The organism is Sandarakinorhabdus limnophila DSM 17366 (assembly GCF_000420765.1).
Lineage (GTDB): Bacteria > Pseudomonadota > Alphaproteobacteria > Sphingomonadales > Sphingomonadaceae > Sandarakinorhabdus > Sandarakinorhabdus limnophila.
The window spans coordinates 1-25,372 of record NZ_ATVO01000005.1 but is presented as its reverse complement, the minus strand read 5'-3'; the positions used below and the strand labels follow the sequence as shown (position 1 = coordinate 25,372).

At 65.0% G+C, this 25,372-nt stretch carries 23 protein-coding genes, 1 tRNA gene and 1 pseudogene; 20 read left to right on the top strand and 5 right to left on the bottom strand.

From position 1 onward, the window contains the following. Nucleotides 1-111: 111 nt before the first annotated feature. The 10 genes from G566_RS0105455 (at nt 112) to egtD (ending at nt 9,084) form a co-directional block, all read left to right on the top strand. A complete protein-coding gene (locus G566_RS0105455) occupies nt 112-312 on the top strand; it encodes a zinc-finger domain-containing protein (RefSeq protein WP_022679668.1) in 201 nt (66 codons plus the stop codon). After that, nucleotides 309-1,253 (top strand): hypothetical protein, encoded by a 945-nt coding sequence (locus G566_RS0105450; protein WP_022679667.1) that lies wholly within the window; start codon nt 309-311, stop codon nt 1,251-1,253. Before G566_RS0105455 ends, G566_RS0105450 begins: the two co-directional genes overlap by 4 nt. A gap of 61 nt (nt 1,254-1,314) precedes the next feature. Further along, the gene (tldD, locus tag G566_RS0105445) at nt 1,315-2,745 is read left to right on the top strand and encodes a metalloprotease TldD (protein ID WP_022679666.1); all 1,431 of its coding nucleotides are present in this window, start codon (nt 1,315-1,317) and stop codon (nt 2,743-2,745) included. An 11-nt stretch (nt 2,746-2,756) separates the two neighbouring features. After that, complete coding sequence (locus G566_RS0105440; protein WP_022679665.1) at nt 2,757-3,314, top strand: pyridoxamine 5'-phosphate oxidase family protein; 558 nt, start codon at nt 2,757-2,759, stop codon at nt 3,312-3,314. Further along, nucleotides 3,314-3,517, top strand: a complete 204-nt coding sequence (locus G566_RS0105435) for a putative signal transducing protein (RefSeq protein ID WP_029131295.1) — start codon at nt 3,314-3,316, stop codon at nt 3,515-3,517. Before G566_RS0105440 ends, G566_RS0105435 begins: the two co-directional genes overlap by 1 nt. A 106-nt stretch (nt 3,518-3,623) precedes the next feature. Then, complete coding sequence (locus G566_RS0105430; RefSeq protein WP_022679664.1) at nt 3,624-3,962, top strand: P-II family nitrogen regulator; 339 nt, start codon at nt 3,624-3,626, stop codon at nt 3,960-3,962. A gap of 74 nt (nt 3,963-4,036) precedes the next feature. Next, nucleotides 4,037-4,714, top strand: a complete 678-nt coding sequence (gene gpmA / locus G566_RS0105425) for a 2,3-diphosphoglycerate-dependent phosphoglycerate mutase (protein WP_022679663.1) — start codon at nt 4,037-4,039, stop codon at nt 4,712-4,714. Nucleotides 4,715-4,787: 73 nt separating this feature from the next. Further along, nucleotides 4,788-6,500 carry an amidohydrolase gene (locus tag G566_RS0105420; protein WP_084706774.1) on the top strand — a complete coding sequence of 571 codons (1,713 nt, stop codon included), beginning with the start codon at nt 4,788-4,790 and terminating at the stop codon, nt 6,498-6,500. 348 nt (nt 6,501-6,848) lie between these two features. Beyond that, a complete protein-coding gene (egtB, locus tag G566_RS0105415) occupies nt 6,849-8,096 on the top strand; it encodes an ergothioneine biosynthesis protein EgtB (RefSeq protein WP_022679661.1) in 1,248 nt (415 codons plus the stop codon). 1 nt (nt 8,097) lies between these two features. Next, nucleotides 8,098-9,084 (top strand): L-histidine N(alpha)-methyltransferase, encoded by a 987-nt coding sequence (gene egtD, locus G566_RS0105410; protein WP_022679660.1) that lies wholly within the window; start codon nt 8,098-8,100, stop codon nt 9,082-9,084. 246 nt (nt 9,085-9,330) lie between these two features. Here egtD and lepA read toward each other — a convergent pair whose 3' ends face one another. After that, on the bottom strand, nt 9,331-11,139 hold the full coding sequence (lepA, locus tag G566_RS0105405) for a translation elongation factor 4 (RefSeq protein WP_022679659.1): 1,809 nt from the start codon (nt 11,137-11,139) through the stop codon (nt 9,331-9,333). 129 nt (nt 11,140-11,268) lie between these two features. Here lepA and G566_RS0105400 point away from each other — a divergent pair, with 129 nt between their 5' ends. Continuing rightward, a complete protein-coding gene (locus G566_RS0105400) occupies nt 11,269-12,570 on the top strand; it encodes an FAD-dependent oxidoreductase (protein WP_022679658.1) in 1,302 nt (433 codons plus the stop codon). Nucleotides 12,571-12,620: 50 nt separating this feature from the next. Then, nucleotides 12,621-12,697, top strand: a tRNA-Pro gene (locus G566_RS0105395). A 130-nt stretch (nt 12,698-12,827) separates the two neighbouring features. Here the strand turns inward: G566_RS0105395 and G566_RS0105390 are convergent. Next, nucleotides 12,828-13,712, bottom strand: a complete 885-nt coding sequence (locus G566_RS0105390) for an SMP-30/gluconolactonase/LRE family protein (RefSeq protein ID WP_022679657.1) — start codon at nt 13,710-13,712, stop codon at nt 12,828-12,830. Nucleotides 13,713-13,758: 46 nt separating this feature from the next. On the opposite strand from G566_RS0105390, the gene G566_RS0105385 reads away from it, so the two are divergent. Continuing rightward, nucleotides 13,759-14,382 carry a 2-dehydro-3-deoxy-6-phosphogalactonate aldolase gene (locus G566_RS0105385; protein ID WP_022679656.1) on the top strand — a complete coding sequence of 208 codons (624 nt, stop codon included), beginning with the start codon at nt 13,759-13,761 and terminating at the stop codon, nt 14,380-14,382. Here the strand turns inward: G566_RS0105385 and G566_RS0105380 are convergent. Then, complete coding sequence (locus tag G566_RS0105380; protein ID WP_022679655.1) at nt 14,379-15,131, bottom strand: SDR family NAD(P)-dependent oxidoreductase; 753 nt, start codon at nt 15,129-15,131, stop codon at nt 14,379-14,381. The two genes, G566_RS0105385 and G566_RS0105380, sit on opposite strands and share 4 nt — an antisense overlap. 97 nt (nt 15,132-15,228) lie before the next feature. Between G566_RS0105380 and galE the strand changes: the two genes are divergently transcribed. From galE to G566_RS13605, 6 genes are all read left to right on the top strand, one after another. Beyond that, the gene (gene galE / locus G566_RS0105375) at nt 15,229-16,254 is read left to right on the top strand and encodes a UDP-glucose 4-epimerase GalE (protein ID WP_022679654.1); all 1,026 of its coding nucleotides are present in this window, start codon (nt 15,229-15,231) and stop codon (nt 16,252-16,254) included. Nucleotides 16,255-16,361: 107 nt separating this feature from the next. Next, complete coding sequence (locus G566_RS0105370) at nt 16,362-17,279, top strand: UDP-2,3-diacylglucosamine diphosphatase (RefSeq protein WP_022679653.1); 918 nt, start codon at nt 16,362-16,364, stop codon at nt 17,277-17,279. 10 nt (nt 17,280-17,289) lie between these two features. Beyond that, a complete protein-coding gene (locus G566_RS0105365) occupies nt 17,290-18,378 on the top strand; it encodes a glycosyltransferase family 4 protein (RefSeq protein ID WP_022679652.1) in 1,089 nt (362 codons plus the stop codon). 58 nt (nt 18,379-18,436) lie between these two features. After that, nucleotides 18,437-19,705 carry a Xaa-Pro dipeptidase gene (locus G566_RS0105360; protein ID WP_022679651.1) on the top strand — a complete coding sequence of 423 codons (1,269 nt, stop codon included), beginning with the start codon at nt 18,437-18,439 and terminating at the stop codon, nt 19,703-19,705. Beyond that, nucleotides 19,705-21,753, top strand: a complete 2,049-nt coding sequence (locus G566_RS13610) for an acylase (protein ID WP_022679650.1) — start codon at nt 19,705-19,707, stop codon at nt 21,751-21,753. Before G566_RS0105360 ends, G566_RS13610 begins: the two co-directional genes overlap by 1 nt. Before the next feature lie 43 nt (nt 21,754-21,796). Then, nucleotides 21,797-22,657 carry a MurR/RpiR family transcriptional regulator gene (locus G566_RS13605; RefSeq protein WP_051135948.1) on the top strand — a complete coding sequence of 287 codons (861 nt, stop codon included), beginning with the start codon at nt 21,797-21,799 and terminating at the stop codon, nt 22,655-22,657. Here G566_RS13605 and G566_RS13600 read toward each other — a convergent pair. Then, the gene (locus tag G566_RS13600; RefSeq protein WP_040605459.1) at nt 22,623-23,249 is read right to left on the bottom strand and encodes an RluA family pseudouridine synthase; all 627 of its coding nucleotides are present in this window, start codon (nt 23,247-23,249) and stop codon (nt 22,623-22,625) included. The two genes, G566_RS13605 and G566_RS13600, sit on opposite strands and share 35 nt — an antisense overlap. A 104-nt stretch (nt 23,250-23,353) precedes the next feature. On the opposite strand from G566_RS13600, the pseudogene G566_RS0105340 reads away from it, so the two are divergent. Further along, nucleotides 23,354-23,545: pseudogene (locus G566_RS0105340) on the top strand (flagellin N-terminal helical domain-containing protein); the annotation flags it as partial. A gap of 165 nt (nt 23,546-23,710) precedes the next feature. On the opposite strand, the gene G566_RS15580 reads toward G566_RS0105340, so the two are convergent. Beyond that, nucleotides 23,711-25,372, bottom strand: a 1,662-nt coding sequence (locus tag G566_RS15580) for a YDG domain-containing protein (RefSeq protein WP_022679646.1), incomplete at its 5' end; no start/stop codon positions are given.

Sequence of the window (25,372 nt, the reverse complement as noted above, 5' to 3'; positions counted from 1 at the left end):
AGCGTCGCTGTGCCGGCTGCAGGTTGCAGAGGCGTGGCAGTGGAGTGACAATGATGTTGCAGCGCCTTGCGACATGGTGACTTGGCGGCGCAGCGCTGCTAATCATGGCCCATGGCTTCTCCCCGCGCTCTCGCCCTTCCGGCCCCTGAAACCTATGTTGCCGATACCGCCCGCGTATTTTGCGATGGCGATGAACGCGGCGGCGATGGCCACCCGCGCGTGTGGATCCAGATCGACAGCACCGGCTTTGCCGATTGCGGTTATTGCGATCGCCGCTTCATCCTGGCGGGCGGCCCGGCCGACAAGCGATGAGGGCGCTGGCACCGCTGGCGTTATTGCTGGCGTTGGCGGCGCCCGTCCAGGCGGCCAAGGTCGCCACGCCGCCGGTGTTCACCCTGCGCACCAGTGACAACGGCAATCCCTATCTGCCGGTCATGGTGAAGAATGCCACGCTCAACATCCGCATGGCGCTAAGCTTCGATCAGGGGTTGGTCCTCAACGAACCGGCGGCCGCGCGCGCCGGGTTGAAGCCGTTTCCCCTGATCGGCAAGGGCAGTTTCAGCAACGCGATGATCCCGGGCGGCAAGGCGACCTTCCGTTTCAACCTGCCCACAGTCACCCCAGCAGGCCTGCCATCGAAAAAGGTGCCGGCGATCTGGGTGAGCATTCCGGTGGCGGCCGATGCGGATGGCATATTGACCATTGCAGCCTTGAAGGCGGACCGGGTGGACGTGATCCTGCGCGAAACGCCGGCCGGCAGCCGCGAGTATGTGATTGCCAAGAAAGGCAGTGGCGAAACCGGGATCAAGACCCGCATCGGCAACGAAGCCGTCAATCTCAGCCTCGAACTCAACAGCCCGACCACCGTGATGAACGCCCGCGCCGGCGAGGCCTTGATGGCGGCCGGCCTGGCACGGCGAGCCAACAGCATTGGGTATTGGCGGCCCTTCCCAGGTGTGGCGCTGCCCATGCAGGGTTTGACTCCAAAGGCTGGCCTCACCATCGCCGGCCTGCCGATGCGCCAGATGAGCGTGCGCGTATCGGAAGCTGATGCACGCCGGATCGATGCCGCCGCCAAGGGCACATCCAGCGAAAGCGACGATGAGGACACCATCACCGTTTCGGCTGACCGCAAGAAAAAGCGCGGCCGCGATCCGTGGATCCTGATCGGCCGCGATGTGCTCGATGATTGCAGCCGCATCAGCTTTGATCGCGCCGGTGAAAGCTGGCTGCTCACCTGCAAGTTCGGCTGATTGCGGCGGCTGCGGCGACTGACCTCTTTCCCTTTGGCCATGGCTGGCCCATATCTTGGCCATGACCACACCTGATGCCACCCAGCTGTTCTACACCGATACCGGGCTTGATCCCGATCGCACCGCCGCGCAGGTCGCTGATGCGCTGAACGGCTGCGACGATGGCGAACTTTATCTGCAATATGGTGTGTCCGAAAGTTTCGCCTTTGACGATGGCCGGCTGAAATCGGCCAGTTTCGATACGGTAAAGGGTTTTGGCCTGCGCGGTGTGGCTGGCGAGATGACCGCCTTTGCCCACGCCAATGATCTGTCGCACGCCGCCATCGCGCGCGCTGCCGACACCATCAAGGTGGTGCGTGATGGCCACGGCGGCACCATGGCGATGCCGCCGATGCCCACCAATGCCCGGCGCTATACCGATGCCAATCCGCTGGCTGGCGTGGATTTTTCCGCCAAGGTGGCGCTGATGCAGCAGATCGACGCTGCCGCTCGCGCGCGCGATCCGAGTGTGGTGCAGGTGTCCGCCAGCCTGCTCGGCAGCTGGAATGTTGTTGAAATCCTGCGCGGTGACGGCACCCGCGTGCGCGATGTGCGGCCGCTGGTGCGGCTGAACGTGCAGATCGTGGCGGAAAAGAACGGCCGCCGCGAAACAGGCTTCCACGGGCTGGGCGGGCGTTATCTTTATGATGCGCTGTTCAAGGATGCGGCCTGGGAAGGCGCCATCGACATCGCTCTGGCGCAGGCGCTGGTGAACCTTGATTCCGTCGATGCTCCGGCCGGCGAAATGACCGTGGTGCTCGGCCCCGGCTGGCCCGGCATCCTGCTGCACGAAGCCATCGGCCACGGCCTGGAAGGCGATTTCAACCGCAAGGGCACCAGCGCCTTTTCGGGCCGCATCGGCGAACGCGTGGCGGCTCCGGGTGTCACGGTTGTGGACGATGGCAGCCTCGATCAACGCCGCGGCAGCCTGACCGTGGACGATGAAGGCACGCCCACCGGTCGCACCACGCTGATCGAGGATGGCATCCTGAAAGGCTACATGCAGGATCGCCTCAACGCTCGTCTGATGGGCGTTGCCCCCACCGGCAACGGCCGGCGCGAATCCTATGCCCACGCCCCGATGCCGCGCATGACCAACACCTTCATGCTGGGCGGGAGCGAAGACCCTGGCGCCATTTTGTCCAGCGTGAAGAAGGGCGTTTTCGCCAAGAGCTTCGGCGGCGGCCAGGTCGACATCACCAGCGGCAAGTTCGTGTTTTCCTGCACCGAAGCCTATGAGATCGAGAATGGCCGGCTGGGCCGCCCGCTGAAGGGCGCGACGCTGATCGGCAACGGCCCCGACGTGCTCACCCGCGTGCGTGCCATCGGCAACGACATGGCGCTGGATGAAGGCGTGGGCATATGCGGCAAGGGCGGGCAGAGTGTGCCGGCTGGTGTGGGCCAGCCAACTCTGCTGGTCGACGGATTGACGGTGGGCGGCACCGCCGGCTGAGGGAGGACTGCATGTCGGAGTTCTTTGATCATATCACCGCCGATCACGCCGCCTTCATCGCCCGCCAGCCGGTGTTTTTCGTGGCCACCGCAGCCGAAGGGGCCCGCATCAACCTCAGCCCCAAGGGCATGGACACGTTCCGCGTGCTCCCGGGTGGCAAATCCTGCGCCTACCTGGATTTCGGCGGCAGCGGCAATGAAACCCACGCGCACCTCGCCGCCGATGGCCGCATCACCATCATGTTCTGCGCCTTTGACCAACCGGCGCTGATCTATCGCATCTATGGCCACGGCCATGCCGTGTTGCCGCAGGATGCGGGCTGGGCGGCGCTGGCCGCGCAGTTCACCATCGAACGCGGCGTGCGGCAGATCTTCGTGATCGATGTGGACTCCACCCAGACCAGTTGCGGCTGGGCCGTGCCGAAGATGGCACTGGTGGAAGAACGCCAGACCCTGCGCAAATATTTCGTTCAGGATGATCCGGCCACCCGCCTCACCAAGTATCAGGAGCGTAACCGTTCCATCGACGGCCTACCGGTGACGCCGCCCGACGTGCTGCCCTACCGCTGATGGATCTTGCCTGCGTCGATACGCTCTACTCGCCCGTGGAAGCCGAAATCATGCGGAGCCGGCTGGAATCCGCCGGTATCCCGGCCATATTGTTCGATGCCGGCATCGCCAGCCTGATCGGCCCCGGTGTTTCGGGCATCCGCCTGATGGTGGATGAAGACGATCTGGATCTCGCCCGAACCGAGTTGGCCCGTCCGTTCTAAGGCCGTTCCGGCCTGCCCATTCGTCGCAACCGGCAAACGCCTTATGTTGCTACCAATTCGCCTGCGGCAGGCTTTACGACATGACGCTCGGGGACAGAAAAACAGCATGAAGCTCATCACGGCCATCATCAAGCCGTTCCGGCTGGAGGACGTGCGCGAGGCCCTGATGCAGGCCGGCGTGCAGGGCATGACCGTGACCGAAGTGCGCGGTTTCGGCCGCCAGCAAGGCCAAGCCGAGGCCTATCGCGGTGCCGAGCATAATCTCAACCTGGTACCCAAGCTGCAGATCGAAGTTGTGGTGGAAGCCGAAGACGTTGCCCGCGTTGTCGATTCGATCCTCCACGCTGCTCACACCGGCAGCGTGGGTGACGGCAAGATCTTCGTGACGTCCATCGCCAGCACTGTTCGCATCCGCACCGGCGAGCTGGACGACGCCGCGCTGTAGGCCAGCGCCCGATGAAATTTGGGCCAGCCAGATTCGGACTAGATTGCCGCCGTCCGGCAGCCTAAACCGCGCCCATGCCCAGCCTCGTCCTCCTCCGCCACGGCCAGAGCCAGTGGAACCTCGAAAATCGTTTCACTGGCTGGTGGGACGTGGGTCTCACTGATCAGGGCGTCACGGAAGCGACAGCCGCCGGCCAGCGCATGGCGGCCGCCGGCCTCGATTTCGATGTCGCCTTCACCAGCGTGCAAAGCCGGGCGATCAAGACGCTCAACCTGGCGCTGGAATCGATGGGCCGGCTGTGGCTGCCCGTTACCAAGAACTGGCAGCTGAACGAACGCCACTATGGCGGCCTCACCGGCCTCAACAAGGCCGACACCGCCGCCAAATATGGCGAGGACCAGGTAAAGATCTGGCGCCGCAGCTTCGACGTCCCGCCGCCGCCGCTGGAGCCGGGCGGCGACTTTGATCTCGCCGCCGACCGCCGCTATGCCGGCATTGCCATCCCGACCGCCGAAAGCCTGAAAGACACCATCGCCCGCGTGCTGCCCTATTGGGAATCTGCCATCGCGCCCGAACTCAAGGCCGGCAAGCGCGTCATCATCGCCGCCCACGGCAATTCGTTGCGCGCCCTCGTCAAGCACCTCTCCAGTCTGTCGGACGACGAGATCGTCCACGAGGAAATCCCGACCGGCCAGCCGATGGTCTATGATCTGGCCGACGATCTGACGGCGATTTCGCGGCGCTATATCTGAGGCGCGCGCCAAAAGCTTGACGCCCGTCCAGACTTCGCCAGACTGTCTCGCTCAACCGGGTAGGGGGCAGACGATGATCAGGCATTTGATGGCAGCAACGGCTTTGCTGGCGTCACCCGCACTCGCGGCCCCCGCTGATACCGTTCTCCTCCACGGCCGCATCATCACCGCCGACGCCAAGGACAATGTGGTCCAGGCCCTCGCCATCAGCGGCGGCAAGATCGCCGCGGTGGGCAGCGATGCCAGCATAATCGCTCTGGTCGGCCCGAAAACCAAGGTGATCGATCTGAAAGGCCGCGCCGCCACGCCCGGCCTGATCGATACCCACGCCCATATCCTCTCCACCGGTCTGGGCGAACTCAACCAGATCGCGCTGGGCGGCGCGCGGTCGGTGGAAGACATGGTGACCGCCGTGAAAGCCCGCGTCGCCACCACCCCCAAGGGCCAATGGGTGCTGGGCGTCGGCTGGGACGAAGGCAAGTTCGCCGATGGCCGCTACCCCACTGCCGCCGAACTTGACGCCGTCAGCCCCGACAATCCGGTCTGGCTGGAAAACACCACCGGCCACTATGGCGTCGCCAACGGCCTGGCGCTGAAACTGGCCGGCGTCACCGCCGCTACCGCCACACCCTCCGCCGGCACCATCGAAAAACTACCGGATGGCCGCCCCGCCGGCGTGATGAAGGAAACCGCGCAGGAACTCATCACCCGGCTGATCCCCGAACCCACCGTGGAACAACGCCAGGCCGCGCTCTCCCACATGATCCGCCGCCTGCACGAAGAAGGCATGACCGGATTTAAAGACCCCAGCATCGGCCGCGAGGATTGGGAAGCCTATATCGGCCTCGCCAAGGCCGGCAATTTCCCGATCAACGCCTGCGTCCTCTTCTCCGGCGGCCGCTCCATGGCCACTGCCACCAAGGCCCTGGCCGAAATCCAGCGCGCCAAAACCGAAATCGCCCCCGTCGCGGGCAGCTCGCTCAGCGTGTGCGGCGTCAAACTCTTCATGGATGGCAGCGGCGCTGCGCCCACCGCCTGGATGTATGAAGACTGGAACCACCACCGCACCGAAATCGCCAAGGGCAACAGCGGCTATCCCCAGATCGATCCAGCAGAATATCGCCAGATGATCGCCATGTTCATCAACGCCGATATCGGCATCGGCACCCACGCCATCGGAGACAAGGCGATCGACTGGGTGGTGGATGGCTATGCCGCCGTGCTGAAAACCCACCCGGTGAAAGACCTGCGCCTCTCCATCATCCACACCAACACGCCTACCGATCACGCCATCGCCACTATGGCCGCGCTGCAACGCGACTATGGCTCCGGCTATCCCGAAACCCAGGCCACCTTCACCTGGTGGATCGGCGACATCTACGCCGCCAACCTTGGCCCCGCCCGCTCCCAGCGCCTCAACCCCTATGCCACCTATGTGAAGAACGGTATTCTGTGGGGCGGCGGATCAGACACGGGCGTCACCCCGTTCCCCGCCCGGCTCGGCCTGTGGTCCTCCACCGCCCGCGAAACCAGCGGCAAGGTGTGGGGCGAAACCCCCTTCGGCACCGCCGAAAGCGTGGATATCCACACCGCACTGAAAAGCTACACCAACTGGGCCGCCCCCCTCATCCGCGCCGACAACGCCGGCACGCTGGCTGTGGGCAAAGCCGCCGACATCGCCATTTGGGACCGCGACCCCTATTCGGTGCCCACCGCCGCCATCAAGGACATGAAGGCGGATATGACGCTGTTTCGGGGGCAGGTGGTGTTCGAGCGCAAGCCCTGACGGGGAAGGGCAGGAGCCTTTAGATGCAAGGACTTATGCCTGGACTGGGTTGAGCTGCGACATTAGTGGTTTTTCACAAGCAGCGACTTGGGCTGCGTTTGCCATCGGCGTGTAACGGACATTCGGTGCCAGCCTGATTGCCGGTTTTTGCCGGAACTCTCGTGCGCGCCGAACGTTAGCCCGTTTCCACTGCCAGGCAGCCCTGAAATGTATCTGACAACAATGTCGCACGATCTCAACCGGCTGCCGCACTTGCATTTTGTGCTGGCTCGTGGCGAGGGTGACCCGCCGGCCGAGAAATTCGGGTGCCGGGCGCGAACCGCTTACTGATCGGGAGGGCCCCGCCGCATGGCCGCCAACACAAGCACCATAATATCTGATCCGGTGTCGCTGCTGCCCGCATTGCAGCGCACGCGCAGCCTGACCGTGGCACTGGCGGCGCCGTTGTCGGATGCCGATGCCAGTGTGCAATCGATGCCCGATGCCTCGCCGGCCAAATGGCATATGGCGCACACCACCTGGTTTTTCGAGGCGTTCGTGCTGGCCAATGTGCCGGGCTATCGCATCTTTGATGAACGCTATGCCTTTCTCTTCAACAGCTATTATGAAGCGCTTGGCCCGCGCCATGCACGCGATCGGCGCGGCATGCTCACGCGGCCGACGTTGGCCGATGTGCTGGCGTGGCGCGGCCATGTTGACGATGCGCTGACGGGCGCGCTGCCGCAGCTGGACCCGGCGGCGCTGGCGCTGGTGGAACTGGGCATCAATCACGAACAACAGCATCAGGAATTGCTGCTGACCGATATCCTTGATCTGTTTGCCGCCAATCCGCTCGAACCGGCCTATATGCCGGCGGCTCCCATCAGCCCGCCGGCGCGCGCCCGCAACTGGGAACATCATGCCGGCGGCATCATGCGTATCGGCCATGCGGGCAGCGGTTTTGCCTTTGATTGCGAAGGCACGGCGCACGACGTGCTGCTGCGCCCGTTCCAACTGGCCAGCACGCTGGTGACCAACGCCGAATGGCAGGCCTTCATCGATGATGGCGGCTATGCCGATCCGCGGTTGTGGCTGTCCGATGGCTGGGCCTGGGTGCAGCGCAATGGCATCACTGCGCCGCTGCGCTGGCAGGCGGGTGCCGATGGCTGGACCGGCATGACGCTGGCCGGGCGGCAGCCGCTGGCACCACAAGCGCCGGTAACGCACATCAGCCATTATGAAGCCGATGCCTTTGCCACTTGGGCCGAGGCACGGCTCCCCACCGAAGCCGAATGGGAAGTGGCAGCGCAAAATCATGACGCTGCAGCCGGCAATCAGTTGGACAGCGCGGCGGCGGTGCAGCCGACGGGCGCAAGCGCCGGGCTGTTCGGCGATTGCTGGCAATGGACGGCTTCGGCCTTTCTGCCCCACCCCGGCTTCCGCCCGGCGCCAGGCGCGGTGGGCGAGTACAACGGCAAGTTCATGAGCGGGCAGATGGTGCTGAAAGGCGCCAGCTGCGCCACGCCGCGCGGCAGTTCGCGGGCCAGCGTGCGCAATTTCTTCGCAGCCCATCAACGCTGGCAATTCACCGGCCTGCGCCTCGCAAGGGATGCCTGACATGTACGAAGCTGCAGGACCGGCCGCAGCCCCAGATGCTGCCGATGCCTTCGAACGGGCCGTGCTGACCGGGCTGGCCCAGCCGCAAAAGGTCATTCCGGCCCGGTTTTTCTATGATGAAGCCGGATCTGCGCTGTTTGAAGCGATCACGCAGCTGCCCGAATATTATCCCACCCGCACCGAAGCCGCGATTTTGGCCGAACAGGCAGCGGCCATTGCGGCGGCGGTCGGGCCAGGGCATGCGGTGGTGGAATTTGGGTCTGGTTCATCGGCTAAAACCCCGCTGCTGCTGCGGCCACTGCATGCGGCGGCCTATGTGCCGGTGGACATTTCGGGCGAATTTCTGAACCAGTCGGCCGCCGCGCTGGCCTTGCAGCTTCCCGAATTGCCCATCCTGCCGGTGGTCGCCGATTTCACCCGCAGTTTTGCGCTGCCGGCGCTTGTGGCAGCGCTGCCGAAGCTGGGGTTTTTCCCCGGCTCCACCATCGGCAATCTGGCACCCGGCGCGGCCATCGATCTGCTGCGCGGCTTTGCGGGCCTGCTCGGGCCGGAAAGCTGGCTGGTGATCGGCTTCGATCTGGCACCGGGTGCCGGCAAATCCGTGGCCACGCTGGAGGCCGCCTATGATGATGCCGCCGGCGTCACGGCCGCGTTCAACTGCAACCTGCTGCACCGGATCAACCGCGAACTGGGCGGCACCGTGCGGGTGGACGATTTCGCCCACCGCGCCATCTGGAACGCCGATCTCGGCCGCATCGAAATGCACCTGGTCGCCCGCTGCGACACCAGCTTCACCGCCGCCGGGCAGACGTTCTGCCTGACCGCAGGTGAAACCATCCACACCGAAAACAGCCACAAATGGACGCCGCCTGAAATCCGGCTGATGGCCCATGCCAGCGGCTGGACGCCGGCGCACGCCTGGACCGACAGCGCCGGCCGCTTCGCCGTGCAGCTGTGGCGGCATCACGATGCCGCCTTGCAGCCCTGAACTGCACGCCCCTGCCGCCGCTGTAGGTTACAAAGGTTACAGATTCTTCCACATGCGCGTGCGCGTCTGGACAAGATCAATCGTGGAAAGAGCATCCGGGCGGGCCGGACGCCGAGTATAACGCCGCCCGCGCTCTGTAGGACAGCGTCCCGATGTGCGCTGTGCAACGAGGAAGGGAATGGGGTCTCCGGCGGGCAGGGACGCAGTCCCTGCCCGCCGGAGACCCCTCTTAACCCTTCAAAACCCTCAGTTATCATCCCCCATCCGCAGCGCCGCGATGAACGCCTCCTGCGGGATGTCCACATTCCCGTATTGCCGCATCCGCTTTTTGCCTTCTTTCTGCTTGTCCAGCAGCTTGCGTTTGCGGGAGGCATCGCCGCCGTAGCATTTGGCGGTGACGTCCTTGCGCAGGGCGGCGATGGTTTCGCGGGCGATGACTTTGCCGCCGATGGCGGCCTGGATCGGGATCTTGAACAGGTGGCGGGGGATGAGGTCTTTCATCCGTTCGCACATGTGGCGGCCGCGGGCTTCGGCGGCGCTGCGGTGGACGATCATGGAGAGGGCGTCGACCGGCTCCATGTTGACCATGATCGACATTTTCACCAGGTCGCCTTCGCGGTGGCCGATCTGGTGATAATCGAAGCTGGCATAGCCGCGGCTGATGGATTTCAGGCGATCGTAGAAATCGAACACGACTTCGTTGAGCGGCAGCTCGTAAACCACCTGGGCGCGGCCGCCGACGTAGGTGAGGTTTTTCTGGATGCCGCGGCGATCCTGGCAGAGTTTCAGGATACTGCCCAAATATTCATCCGGCACGTAGATGGTGGCTTCGATCCAGGGTTCGTCGATCTGCAGGATCGAGGACGGATCTGGCATGTCGGCCGGGTTGTGCAGTTCCAGCGTGGAGCCATCGCGCATCATGATGTGATAGACGACTGACGGCGCCGTGGTGATCAGATCGAGGTCGTACTCGCGGCTCAGCCGTTCCTGGATGATTTCGAGGTGGAGCAGGCCGAGGAAGCCGCAGCGGAAGCCGAAGCCGAGCGCGGCGCTGGTTTCCATTTCGAAGCTGAAGCTGGCGTCGTTGAGGCGCAGGCGCGAGATGGATTCGCGCAGTTTTTCGAAATCGGCCGCATCAGTGGGGAACAGGCCGCAGAACACGACCGGCTGCACTTCCTTGAAGCCGGGCAGGGCTTCGTTGGCGGGGCGCTTGGCGTCGGTGATCGTGTCCCCCACGCGGGCTTGCGCCACTTCCTTGATCTGGGCCGTGATAAATCCGATTTCGCCGGGGCCGAGTTCGGTGAACTGTTCTATCTTGGGGCGGAAGGCGCCGACACGGTCCACCAGGTGGATGGAATCCGCCGCCATGAACTTGATCTGCTGGCCCTTCTTGATGACGCCATCGATGATGCGCACCAGCACGACGACGCCGAGATAGGGATCGTACCAGCTATCGACCAGCATCGCCTTCAGCGGCTTGGTGGGATCGCCCTTGGGCGGCGGGATGCGTTTGACGATGGCTTCGAGCACTTCGACTATGCCGATACCGGATTTGGCGCTGGCCAGCACGGCGCCCGATGCGTCGAGGCCGATGATGTCCTCGATCTCTTTCTTCACCTTTTCCGGATCGGCAGAGGGCAGATCGATCTTGTTGATGACCGGCACGATTTCATGGTCGTGCTCGATGCTTTGATAGACGTTGGCCAGCGTCTGCGCTTCGACGCCTTGCGCCGCGTCCACCACCAGCAGCGCGCCTTCGCAGGCGGCCAGCGACCGGGAGACTTCATAGGCGAAATCGACGTGGCCGGGCGTGTCCATCAGGTTGAGGATATAATCCTTCCCGTCGGACGCGCGGTAATCCAGGCGCACGGTCTGCGCCTTGATGGTGATGCCGCGCTCTTTCTCGATATCCATGTTGTCGAGCACCTGCTCCGACATCTCGCGCAACTGCAGGCCACCCGTGGTCTGGATCAGGCGATCAGCCAGCGTGGATTTCCCATGATCGATATGGGCAATGATCGAGAAATTGCGGATACGGCTCTGGTCGACAGTCATGCCAGCGGCTTTAGCAGGCGTGGCGGTGCATGCAACGCGACAGTTGGCCTTGGGGGTGGGCAAGCCCAAGCTGCTTGACCCACGATGCTGCCAGCCATAGCGGAACCGCACAGATTCGGGAGACGAGACTTGACGCTTTCCATCGCCATCGTGGGTGCCGGCCCGGCCGGATATTACACCGCCGAAGCCACCCAGAAGCAGTGGGGCAATGATGTGCGCATCGACATCATCGATCGCCTGCCCACGCCCTATGGCCTGATCCGCGCCGGCGTGGCGCCGGATCACCAGTCGATCAAGGCCGTCACCAAGCGATACGAAGGGACCAACCTGGCACCGGGCACGCGGCTGGTGGGCAATGTGATGCTGGGCCGTGACGTTTCGGTGGAGGAATTGCTCGGGCTGTATGATGCGGTGGTGCTGTCGGTGGGGGCGCCGCACGACAAGCCCATCGGTATTCCGGGCGATGATCTGCCGGGCGTGATTGGTTCGGCGGCGTTTGTCGGCTGGTACAATGGCCATCCCGATCATGCGGGCCTGAATGTCGATCTGTCCCACCACGGCGCAGCAATCATCGGCAACGGCAATGTCGCCATCGATTGCGCCCGCGTGCTGGCCAAGACGGTGGATGAACTTTCCACCACCGATATCGCTGATCACGCGCTGAAGACGCTGGCGGAAAGCAGCGTACGTGATGTGCACATCATCGGCCGGCGTGGACCGCACCAGGCCAGCTTCACCACCAAGGAAGCCGGCGAGTTGGGTCACCTTGTCCGCGCGCATCCTGTCGTCCGGCCGAGCGATTTTCCGCCGGAAGCCGAAGATGCCGCATTGGACCCGGGCCAGCGCAAGATGGTCACCCACCTGCGTGGTTTTGCCGGCCTGCCCAGGGGCGACAAGCCGGTGACGATCAATTTCGAATTCTTCCGTCGCCCGGTCGCGGTGGAAGGCCATGGCAAGGCCGAACGGCTGATCGTGGAGACGACCCGGCTGGAGAATGGCCAGGCCGTGGGCACGGGCGAGCTGCACGCGATTCCGTGCGGGCTGGTGATTGCCTGCATCGGCTATCGCACGGCGGAAATCCCCGGCGTGAACTGGTCTGACAAGCTCGGCCGTTTTCCCACTGATGACGCTGGCCGGATCGCGCCGGCGCTTTATGCCAGCGGCTGGGCGCGGCGTGGGCCCTCAGGCACCATCGGCACCAACCGGCCCGATGGCTTCAGCGTGGTCGCCGCCATGGTGGAGGACGGCATCGCCGCCAGCGGCAAGGCCGGTCCCGCGGGCCTCGATGCGTTACTGGCGACGCGTGGGGTGAAGGCCAGCGATTTTGCCGGCTGGCAGAAGATCGAAGCCGCCGAAGTCGCCGCCGCCCGCGCCGGTGCGCCGCGCGAAAAACTGGTGGACGTGACGAAAATGCTGCAAATCGCGCTTTGAGCGGTTGCGCACGCGTGAGGCGGCGGCTATAGCGCCGCTTCCGCAAGGATCGGGGCGTAGCTCAGCCTGGTAGAGCGCTGTCTTCGGGAGGCAGAGGCCGGAGGTTCGAATCCTCTCGCCCCGACCATTTGGTGTTGAGGTTCGGTCCCGGCGAACCTTCGTCCTCTGCTCTGCAGGGGAATGGGAATGAAGGTTTCAAGCCTTTGTTCCGGCGAACGGAAAAAGAGGGCTGGCAGCAATGCCGGCCCTTTTTCGTTTCAGCCCAGCCGCAAGCGACCGGCGGGCAGCCCCTGAAACGGCCCTTCATACACCAGCACATCACCGGCATGCGGTTCGGCGGCGCGATCCAGCCCTTCGCTGGCGCTGGTGACGAACAGCAGATCGAGCGCCGGCCCGCCGAAGGCCACGCAGGTGACCTGGCTGACGGGCAGGGCAAGCCGGCCGGCGACCGTGCCATCGGGGTTGTAGGCGGTGACGCGGCTGCCGCCCCATTCGGCGTTCCACAGCCGGCCTGCCGCATCCACGTCCGATCCATCGGGCGCGCTGCCCGGTTCGGTGCGGGCAAACAGCGTGCCATCGCCCAGCGGGCCATCTGCGGGATAGCGCAGGATGCGGCCTTTGGTTGAGTCGGCGAAATAGGCGTGCGCGCCGTCAGGCGAGAAGCAGATCGAATTGCTGATCCCGATGCCGTCGCGCAGCGGCATGGGCGGCGCCGTCCCCGGCGGATCAAACCGGTAGAGTGATCCGCGTTCAAGCGGCGCGCGGGCATCGTCCTCCACCATTGCGCCGGTCCAGAATCGCCCCTGTCGGTCCACACGGCCATCATTCAGGCGCATGCCCTGGGCTTCAAGATCCATCCGGTGCAGCCATTCGATGCGCCCGCTGGCCGGCGTGAACAGCGCGAAGCCGTTGGCCAGCGCCAGCAGCAGCCGATCCGGATCGTCGGTCAGCGCCAGCGAGCCCAGGCGTTCGGGCAGGGTGATGCGTTCGAGCCGGCAGGCATCATGATGCCAGCACAGCAGTTCGCTCTTCTGAATATCGGTGAACCATAGGCAACCGGCGCGATCATCCCACACCGGCCCTTCGGCCAGCACGCATTGCGATGGGATGATGAAGGCGGGCTGGGTGGGCAGGGCGAGCATGGCGGGCAGGATTGCACCGGCGCTGTTGCCAGCGCAAGAACGGCGAATGAGCCGAGATTTTCTTGATGGGCACCGCCCCCTGATCGCCATCCTGCGCGGGCTGGAACCGGAACGCGCCGCTGCCGTGGCCCACGCGCTGGTCGACGCCGGCATCAGCCTGATCGAAGTGCCGCTGAACTCGCCCAATCCGCTCAGCAGCATCGAAGCCATCATCGCGGCGGTTGGTGATGCCGCGCTGGTTGGTGCTGGCACCGTGCTTGATACGGGCGCTGTGCGCAGCCTGGCGGGCATCGGCGCCCGGTTGGTGGTGGCGCCCAACTGCAATTTGCCGGTGATCGAAGCGGCCGTGGCCAGCGGCATGATCGCGCTGCCCGGTGTGCTGACCCCAACCGAAATGTTCGCCGCCGTTGCCGCTGGCGCCCACGGCCTGAAGCTGTTCCCGGCCGAACTGGTACCGCCTGCCGGCGTGAAGGCAGTGCGCGCCGTGCTGCCGCCGGGCCTGCCGTTGTTCATGGTTGGGGGGATCAGTGCGGCCAATATGGCGGCTTACCGCGCGGCCGGGGCAACCGGGTTCGGGCTGGGCGGCACCCTGTTCACGCCGGGCAAGCCGTTGGCCGATATTGCCGCCGATGCGCGGGGAATTGTGGCGGCCTGGGACGCGCTGACCTAAACCCGGCCGCCGTCGATCACCAGTGCCTGCCCAGTGATCATCCGGCTGTCGTCGGCGGCCAGGAACAGCGCCAGATTGGCGACATCCTCCGGCAGGATACGCTGCTTGAGCGCCACCTGTTGCATCCATTCGGCCTCGGCCTCTGGCGTCAGCCACAGATCGAGTTGGCGCTGCGTCACCACCCAACCGGGCAAGACGGCGTTCACCCGGATGCCGTCTGGCCCATATTGCCGGGCCAGCGCCTTGGTCAGCCCCACGATGGCCGATTTCGCTGCGACATAGGCGGGCATCCCGGCCGGGCCGAGCAGCGCGTTGATCGAAGAGAAATTGATGATGCAGCCGCCCGCCGGCATCAACCGGATCGCGGCCTGCGCGGCAAAGAAACCGCAATCGAGATTGACCGCCATCAGGCTGCGCCAGCGCGCTTCATCAACGGCGAGCGGATCGTGACGGCGGTCGTTGGCGACATTGTTGATCAGCACGTCGAGCCCGCCCGCGTGCGTGGCAAAATCGGCGATGGCCGCCTGCAGTGCCGCTGTGTCGGTGACGTCGAGTGCTCGAAACCACGGGGTTGTGGCCAGCCCATCGGCCAGGGCTGCTGCCGCGTCGGCTGCCAGATCAACATGGCCCACCATGGCCCCTTGCGCGGCAAAGGCCGCTACCAGCGCCGCGCCGATGCCCGTCGCGCCGCCGGTGATGAACACGCGGCGGCCGGCAAGGCTGGGGTAGGTGGCAAAATCACGGCTCATGCGGCCAGCATAACGCCGCGACACGCCAAGTCACGCACGCTCCGCTAACAGGGCATTCCCGATTGAGCTGACGCCCATGCCGGGCTAGGCAAGAGAAATGGGTCCCTTGCTGCCGCTGATCCCCGAATCCGAACTGCCGCCGGTGCTGGTCACCGGCGGGGCCGGCTATATCGGCAGCAATGCCGCCTTGGTCTTGCTCGATCGCGGCGTGAAGGTGGTGGTGCTGGACGATCTGTCCACCGGCAACCGCGGTTTGGTGCCCGAAGGCGCAATCTTTGTGCAGGGCCGCGCCGGAGACGCGGCGCTGGTGGAACGCGTGATCCGTGAACATGGCATTGGCGCCGTGCTGCATTTCGCCGCCCGCATCTCGGTGGCGGAATCGGTGGAACAGCCGGCGCTCTATTATCGCGAGAATTTCGGCGAGACGCTGGCGCTGGCAGAAACCGCGCTGGCCTGCGGGATCGGCGCGTTCGTGCTTTCCTCCACCGCCGCCGTGTATGGGAATGGCGACGGCCAGCCGCTGGAAGTGACCGCGCCCATCGCGCCGATCAATCCCTATGGCTGGTCCAAGGCCTTTGCCGAACGCGCGCTGGCCGACATGGTGGCGGCCAACCGCAGCTTCTCTGTCGCCTGCCCGCGCTATTTCAATGTGTGTGGCGCCGATCCGCAGATGCGTTCGGGCCAGGCCAGCCAGCATCCGCATCACCTGATCGAGCTCGCCTGCCACGTGCTCACCGGCCAGCGCGAGCGTTTCACCATCTTCGGCCGCGATTATCCCACGCCCGATGGCACCGGCGTTCGCGATTATGTGCATGTGACGGATCTTGCCGAAGCCCATATCCTGCTGTTGCGGGCCTGCCTTGCCGATCCCGGCCAGTATCATGCGGTGAACCTTGGTTATGGCCAGGGCGCATCCGTGATCGAAGTGCTCGATGCGCTCGAAGCCGTGTCGGGCACTGCCATCCCGCGCCACGACGGCCCGCGCCGCGCCGGCGATCCAGCGGTGCTGGTGGCGAAAAGTCAGGCGCGCGAACTGCTGGGCTGGCAGCCGCGCTTTGCCGATCTGGAAACCATGGTGGGCCACGCGCTGGCCTGGGAACGGCAACGTCTCGTCAGCCGCTGACACATCACTGCAACGATAACGCCACATCGTTGCAACGCCATCGCCACACCCCTGTAACTGCCTGTCGCTAATGCGTCCGGGCAAGGATAGACCGACAGGGGATACTGATGTCGTCTTTGCCGCTGGCTTTTGCTGATCATTTGCTCTGGCGTGAGCCGGCTCCATCGTCATCCCCACCCTTCAATCTGCCATTGTCTTGCCCGGCCTTTCTGTCTGAAGATGATGAGCGCACCGCCAGTGGCAAGCTCAAGCTGCGCACCGTGTGGATTTCCGATGTCCACCTCGGCACGCCGGGCTGCAACGCCGATCTGCTGCTGGATTTCCTGAAGTCGATCCAGCCGGAAACCCTCTATCTGGTTGGCGACATCATCGACGGCTGGAAGCTGAAGCGCGGCTGGTTCTGGCCGCCGCGCCACAACGACGTGGTGCGGCGCGTGCTGAAGATGGCGGCCAAGGGCACAAGGGTGATCTTCATCCCCGGCAATCACGATGAGTTCCTGCGCCCCTATGCCGGCCTGGGATTTGGCGGGGTGGAGATCGCGCTGGAAGCCATCCACACCACCGCCGATGGCCGCCGCCTGCTGGTCTGCCACGGCGATGAATTCGATGGCGTCGTGCTCTATCACCGCTGGCTCGCCTGGGCGGGGGACATTGGCTACGAACTGCTGCTGAAACTCAATCGCCACTTCAACCGCGCCCGGCAAAAGCTGGGCCTGCCCTACTGGTCGATTTCCGCCCACATCAAGAAGAAGGTGAAGAACGCCGTCGCCTTCATCGGCAAGTTCGAGGAAGCGGTGGCCGAAGCCGCCCGCCTGCGCGGCCTGGATGGCGTGGTGTGCGGCCACATCCATTCCGCCGAAATCCGCGAGTTCGGCGGCATCACTTACATGAACGATGGCGACTGGGTCGAAAGCTGCACGGCGCTGGCCGAGCACGCCGATGGCCGCATCGAGATCATCGATTGGGCCGAACACACACGCCAGGCCGCAGACCAGCGCGCCATGCCGGCCCTGATGGCAGCCTGAAGGAACAGTCATGCTCAAGCTCACGCTCGTCACCGACGCCTGGGAACCCCAGGTCAATGGCGTTGTCCGCACGCTGTCCAACACGATCCGCCTGCTCGCCGAGCGCGGTGTGCGGGTGCAGGTGATCTCGCCAGATCAGTTCTGGTCGGTGCCGATGCCGAGTTATCCCGAGATCCGGCTGGCGATGACAACCCAGCGCCGGATCGGCAAGCAGATCCGTGCCTTTGCGCCTGATGCGCTGCACATCGCCACCGAAGGCCCGCTCGGCTGGCATGCGCGCGGCTGGGCGATGAAGCAGGGCATGGCCTTCACCACCAGCTTCCACACCCGCTTCCCCGATTATGTGTCGGCGCGCATCGGCATCAACCCGGAACGCGTGTGGCGCGTGCTGCGCCGCTTCCACGGTGCGGCCAGCGCGGTGATGGTGGCAACGCCCCGCCTTGCCGATGAACTCGCCAGCCACGGCATCACCCAGACGCGGCTCTGGTCGCGCGGTGCCGATGTTGATCAGTTCCGCCCCGATGCGCCGCCGCACCCGGTCTATGCCGGCCTCAAACGCCCGGTGGCGCTGCATGTTGGCCGGGTGGCGGTGGAGAAGAATATCGAGGCGTTCCTGGCCGCGCCCTGGGCTGGCGACAAATTGGTGGTGGGCGATGGTCCGGCACTGGATGCCCTGCAGCGCAAATATCCGAGCGCGCATTTCCTTGGCGCCCTGCACGGCCCCGCGCTGGCATCGGCCTATGCCGGCGCCGATGTGCTGGCCTTCCCCAGCCGCACCGACACGTTCGGGCTGGTGATGATCGAGGCGCTGGCCAGCGGCACGCCGGTGGCCGGCTATCCGGTGCCCGGCCCACTGGATGTGGTGGGGCAGGGCGGCTTTGGGCCCGATGGGCGTGCGCCGGGTCGCATCGGCGCGGTGGCGCATGATCTGGGTGAGGCGATGCGCGCTGCGCTGTCTGCACGGCGCGCCGATTGCGTGGCGCACGGCCGCCGCTATGCCTGGGATGGCTGTGTCGATCAGTTTCTGGCGGCACTGGTCACCGGCGATGGCCAGCCGGTGCCTTGGCTGCCGGCACCCGGTCTGCAAATGGTCGCCTGATCAGCTTGCCGTCCTTCCCGGCTGCCCCTATCGAAAGGGCAGACAGGGGAGATTTTCGATGAAGCGCATTGCCTTGGCCGTTGTGGCCTTGATGTCATCGGTGTCGGCCAGCGCCGAAACCGTGGTGATCACCGCCGGCCGAATGCTGGACGTGGCCAGCGGCACGATGATGGAGAAGCCGATCATCGTCGTTGAAGATGGCCGCATCACCAAGGTCGGCCGGCAGGGCGAACTGGCGGTGACCGATGGCAAGCGCATCGATCTGGGCGCGCTGACTATCCTGCCCGGCCTGATCGACATGCACGTGCACCTGACCAGCGATCCCACGCTGTCGGGGATGCAGGCGCTCAGCTATCCGTCCTCGTTCTGGACCGTGCTGGGCACCGCCATGGCCAAACGCACCATTGATGCGGGCTTCACCACCGTGCGCAATGTCGGTGCCAGCGATTACGCCGATCTTGCCCTGAAAATGGCGATCGAGCGCGGCGCCATCCCCGGCCCACGCATCGTGCCAGCCACCTATGCCATCGGTGCCACCGGCGGGCATTGTGACAGCAACGAACTGCCGGCCAATTATGTCTTTGATCGCCCCGGCATCGCCGACGGCCCCGATGGCGTGCGCCAGAAGGTGCGCGAACTGCACCGGCGCGGTGCTGAAGTGATCAAATATTGCGCCACCGGCGGCGTCTTCTCGATCGGCACCAGCGTTGGCGCCCAGCAATACACCCAGGCCGAAATGAACGCGCTGGTGGATGAGGCGCACATGCTGGGCCTGAAGGTGGCGGCCCATGCCCATGGCACCAACGGCATCAAGGCCGCGATCCGCGCCGGCGTGGACACGGTGGAACATGTCAGCTTCGCCGATGCCGAGGCGTTCGAGCTGGCCAAGAAGGCCGGCACCTGGTTTTCCATGGATATCTACAACGATGATTATATCCTGGCCGAAGGCGCAAAGAACGGCGTGCCGGAATCCAGCCTGGCTAAGGAACGCGAGGTCGGCCTGCGCCAGCGCCAGACCTTCCAGGCGGCGTGGAAGGCCGGCCTGAAGATGGCGTTCGGCAGCGATGCCGGCGTCTATCCGCATGGCGACAATGCCCGCCAGTTCGGCAAGATGGTGGAATGGGGGATGACGCCGATCGACGCGATCCGCGCCGCCACGGTGAAAGCCGCCGAGGCGCTGGGCCGCGAGGCAGACGTGGGACAGATCGCACCCGGCCGCTATGCCGACATCATCGCGGTGGCTGGTGATCCCACCCGCGACGTGACGCTGCTGCGTGATGTGAAGATGGTGGTAAAGGGCGGCCTGGTCGTGAAAGACGCCCGCTGATGCCGCGCTGGTTCACCGCGCTGTTCTGGAGCAGCATTGCCATCGCCGCGGTGGTGGTGGGGCTTTCGACTTGGGACGCGTTCAGCGCCAGCCCGCCTGATGCCGATCCGGTGCGGCCGCGGCAGGTGAAGATCGAGCGCGACAAGTGGGGCGTGCCGCACATCCATGGCAAGACCGATGCCGATGTTGCCTATGGCATCGCGCTGGCCCACGCCGAAGATGATTTCCGCAACCTCGAAGAAGTGCTCGCCGCCGTGCGCGGCCGCGCCGGGGCGATATTGGGCGAAGACGGCGCCGGCATCGATTTTGCCGGCCACGCGTTCGATGCGCGCGGCGTGGCGGATCGGGGCTACATGAGCCTGTCTCCGGCGACGCGCGCGCTGGTTGAAGCCTACGCGCAGGGGCTCAACGATTATGCCCGCAGCCACAGCCAAGAGCAGCGGTTGCAGGGCCTGTTCCCGGTGACGGGGCGCGATATCGTTGCCGGCTTCGTGCTGCGTTCGCCGTTCTTTTTCGGCATGGAGCGCGTGCTGGAACCGCTGGTGAAGGGCGAACTGCCGCCACGCGATTCCGGCCCGATTGATGAACGTGGCAGCAATGCTTTTGCGGTAACGGCGGCGCGGTCAGGCGATGCCACCACCCGCCTGATCATTAACAGCCACCAGCCGTGGGCAGGCGGCGTGACCTGGTGGGAGCTGGTGGTGCATTCGGATGAAGGCTGGGATTTCGCCGGCGCCAACTTCCCCGGCGCGCCCTTCCCGCTTTTGGGCCACAACAAGAATCTGGGCTGGGCCAACACGGTCAACCGGCCTGATCTGATCGATGTTTACAAGCTGGTGCTGAATGACGACGGCACCCAGTATCGCTTCGACGGCAAATGGCTGCCGCTGGAATCGAAACGCGTCTGGCTGCGGGTGAAGTTCGGCCCGCTGGTGCTGCCGGTGCCGCGCACCGTCTATCGCAGCCGGCATGGGATGGTGATCCTGAACGACAAGGGCGCGTTTGCCATCCGCCATGCCGGCATTGGTGAAGTGGCGCAGGTCGAACAATATTACCGGCTGAACAAGGCGCAGAATTTCGCCGAATGGCAGGCGGTGATGGCGATGCAGGCGGTGCCGGCGACCAACTTTGTCTATGCCGATCGTGAGGGGCATATCGGCATGTTCTACAACGCCAAATTCCCCGATCGCCGCCCCGGCTTCGACTGGAAGGGCGTGCTGCCCGGCGACACCTCGGCCGCGTTGTGGACGGGTTACAAGCCGTGGGTTGCCAATCCGATGGTGGTCGATCCCTCATCCGGCTGGGTGGCCAATGCCAACAACATCCCGTGGGTGAGCACGGCGCCGCAGGATAATCTGAAGGCCAGTGATTTCGCGCCGGAACTGGGCATCGAAACCTACACCACCAACCGCATGCACCGTTATGCTGAGCTTTTTGCTGGCGTGAATGGCCCGATCAGCCGCGAAGCGCTTCTGCGCATCAAGTTCGACAAGGCCTACAGTCGCTCCTCGCCGGCGGGCAAGTGGATGCTGGCCGTGCTGGCGCTGGACACCAACGGCAAGCCCGATCTGGCCGAGGCGCAGGCGCTGCTCAGGCGCTGGGACTGGACGGCGAACGGCATCGGCCCCGCCGACAGCCTGGCGGTGGCGGTGATGGCCAGCGTTGGCCGCCAGGTTTATCGCGGCGATCCGCTGCCGCCGGCCGAGCCCAAGCTGCGCGAAGTGGTGGACGCAATGAAAGCCACGTTCGGCCGGCTCGACGTGCCGCTTGGCGACTACCAGCGACTGCGCCATGGCCCGAAGGACCTGCCGGTGTTCGGCGGTCCCGACACGCTGCGTGCCATCTATGCTCATCAGGGCGGGGACGGCCGCCGCGTGGCGGACAACGGCGATGGCTTCATCATGCTGGTGGAATGGCCCAAGAATAGCGCGGTAAAATCGCGCTCTATCCACCAGTATGGCGCCGCCACCATCCGCCGCGCCTCGCCGCACTATGCCGATCAGTCGCCGCTGTTCGTGCGAGAGGAATGGAAGGACGTGGCGTTCTGATGCGCGCGCTTGCACAGCGCCGCGCGCCTGTTATCCATCGCACATGAGCAGCCGTATCGCCCAGCGCCTTGCCGAACGTTACGAGCATCTCACCGTATCGGAGCGGATGATCGCCGGCTGGCTGGCCGACAATCTGGATCAACTGCCGTTCGAAACCGCCGCTTCCATCGGCAACCGCGTCGGCGTTTCGGCGATGACCGTGGCGCGGTTGGTGAAGAGCCTGGGTTATGACAATCTCGCCGCGCTGAAGGATGATCTGCGCGACGATGCCCGCGATGCGCCCTGGTTGCTGACCCGCCCGGCGCCGAGTGCGGACGCGCGCTTGAAGGCGGAAACCGCCGCTATTGCCTGTGTCTACCGTCTGGCCGAAACGCCGGAATGGGCCGCTATCGTCGCGCTGCTTGCTGCAGCCCCGCGCGTGCATGTCGCCGGTTTCCAGACGGAGGCCGGTCTGGCCGCCGGCTTTGCCCGGCATCTGTCCTATGTCCGCCCACAGGTGCAGGGTCTCGACATGGCGGCCGGCATCATGGACTTGTTGGTCGATGCCGGGCCGCAGGACGTGTTTCTGGCCATCGACGTGCGCCGCTATTCCCGCCAGTTCCGCCTGCTCGCCGAACGCGTCGCCGCAAGTGGCCGGCCGCTGGTGGTGATCACCGATCCCTATTGCCCATGGGCGCGCGATCTGACGCCGCACATCCTCACCGCCGAAGTGGCGCTTGGGCATTTCTGGGACATGAACTCGGCACTGGCCTCGCTGCTCAACCTGCTGGTGGATGGCGTGGTGCAGAAGATCGGGCCGGATCAGGTGCACGAACGGCTTGCCGTGCTGGCCGACAATTATGCTGATTTCATCGGTTTCCAGGGCCGGGTCAAATCGGCCAGTCCGCCGGCGGATCGCAGCTAGCCTCCAGGCGCTGGCCGTCGGGCAGGGTGATGGCCAGGCCCTGCGCGTGCAGGCGCATCGGCCCAATTCCGTCTCCATAAACCGGATCACCCGCAATCGGGCAGCCGATACGTGCAGCGTGCACCCTGATCTGGTGGGTACGGCCAGTTTCGGGGCGGAATTCGACCAGCCGAGTGGCGGCATCCAGCACGCGCCAATGCGTGCGTGCCGGTTTGCCATCGCGGCGCACCACCATGCGCCAGCCGGTTTCTGCGGTTGAAACCTTGATCAAGGGTGCATCCACCAACCCTTCGGCCGTGGCGGGCAGGGCCGACAAGATGGCCCAATACGCCTTTTCGGCCTTGCGCTCCTCGAACGCCGCGCTCAGCCATTTCACGCCGCGCCGTGTGCGGGCGATGGCGAGACAGCCCGACGTGTCCCGGTCCAGCCGGTGCGCCGCCACCGGCACAAAGCCGCCATTGGCCAAGGCCGGCAGATGATCTTCGAGGCTGTCCGGCGTTTTCGGCCCCGGGTGCACGGCCAGACCCGCCGGCTTGTCGATGATCACGACGTCGCGGCTGTCAAACAGGATGGGAAAGGGGAAGTCGTTCAAATCAGGACCATTTTCAAACGCGTTTAAGCGCAGTTCACGCTGTGCCGTTTCCAGTGCAGCGCCCCGCACCTTCTGCGGCGGCGGGAAGCGGGAGTAAACCTAAGATGACTGTGATCAACACCAACATCAGCGCGCTGACCGCCCAGAATGCGAAGCGCAGTGCCAATAACATGATAGGCCTTGCCATTCAGCGCCTCTCAACTGACCAACGCATCAACAGCGCAAAGGACGATGCCGCCGGCCTCGCCATCAGCCAGAAGGTGACCGCCGATGTCCGCGGCCTCGCGGTGGCCATTGACGCCCCACCGCAATCTTCCTCAGGTTTGAATGAGATATCTCCGGCTGTTTACCAATCTTGCCGAAGGAACTGGCCGTGAAGAATAGCAGCTACACTCTGGAGCAGATTGCATGCGCGCGGAACCAGGTGGAGACGGGGACGCCTTCGCCGCGGCAGCCGGCGGTCACCCTATTGGACTGCCAACGATCGAGTATCGCGTATCGACGCCTGGTGTTCCGCTCGGGAGAATGGGCGGGCTTACAGAAACGGAAATCTGTGGGCTCAACTGATTGATCGTTGCGCCTACCCTCCGGACTTGTGGTGCAAGCTGCGGTTTATCCGAAACAGACTGCAGAACCGGATCACCGCCATCGTCGGCGTCGACAGGCGTGGGAGGAGGCGTCGGCGGCACAGGAGACGGCGGCAGCACATCGACTGGAGCTGCAGCCACGCTGACGACAGTAACTGCCGGCGCGGGAGCTGGCCCAGGCGCCGGCGCGGGGGCTGGCCCAGGCGCCGGTCCGGGCGCTGGTCCCGGGGCTGGCCCAGGTGCCGGTCCGGGGGCCGGCCCAGGCGCCGGACCTGGCGCCGGTCCAGCGTCCGCTGCGGGTGGGCCTGCTGCCGGAGCAGGTGCCGCGTTGTCGGCAGGCGGGGCTGCATCGCCAGCCGGCCCGGGGGCTGGTGCCGGCGCCGGTGCCGGCGCCGGTGCCGGCGCAGGGGCAGGCGCAGGGGCAGGCGCAGGCGCAGGGGCAGGCGCAGGCGCAGGCGCAGGCGCACGGGCTGCAACCGGCGCCGGGGCCGCAACCGGCGCTGGCGCCCTTACGGGAACCGCGACCACATTCGCGACGTTGCTGGTCACCGAACTGATGGTGGTGGTGATCGCGGTAACGCTCGACGTAACGGTTAGCGCCGCACCGTTACCGGGCGCCTGGGCAAAGACATAATTGGTGGCGATCAGCCCGCTGCCGGTAATCGGATAGACGCCGCTGGGGCTGGTCTCGTTGGCGGTTGTTCCAAACGCCAGCGTGCCTGTCGTGGCGCTTGCCACCGTTTCGGCGGCTATGAAGCCGTTTACGCTGCCCTTGAATTCCGGGTTTGCCGCGCCCGCCGCACGCGTCTTGGCCTCGGCGATATAGAAGAGGGTAAGCGGCGTGATGGTGCCGATAGCGCCACTGGCGCTGGTCGGCAGGCTGTAGTTTGCCAGCGATGTGCCAGAAACGGGCGCAAAATTGCTGTTGCCCAGTTCTGTCGTGACGGTAAGGCCTGTGCCGACGTTCGGGCTGACGAACTTGGGCTGGGGTTGGGTGATGCTCATGCTCTCGCCGCTCAGCAAGCCGTTGATGCGGAAGTTGCTGGCCGAAAGCGCGACTGTGGTGGTGCCATCATAGGCGCGCTGGACGCTGCCTGTCAGCGCGACGGTCAGCGGCCTCGGCGTGATCGCGGTGAGTGGTGCGCTGGCGCTTGTCGGAAGCACATAGTTTGCCAGCAACGTGCCGGACCCCGCCGCATAATCCGATGATCCTAGCGTCAGCGTCGTCCTCGCGCCACTGGTGACATTGGCAGAGACCAGCGTTGCCGTTTTTGCGGTCACCGTGATGACCTCATCCGCCAACAGCCCGTTCAGTTTGATATTGCTCTGGGCCAGCTCAATCGTCGTCGTGCCGTCATAAACCTTGCTGGCGCTGCCGATGAGTTCGAGCCCGAGCCGGCGTGGGGTGATGATGCCGATGGTGCCACTGGCGCTTGTCGGGAGGCTGTAGTTTGCCAGCGATGTGCCAGAAACGGGCGCAAAGTCACTGTTGCCCAACTCTGTCGTGATGGTAAGGCCTGTGCCGACGTTGCGGCT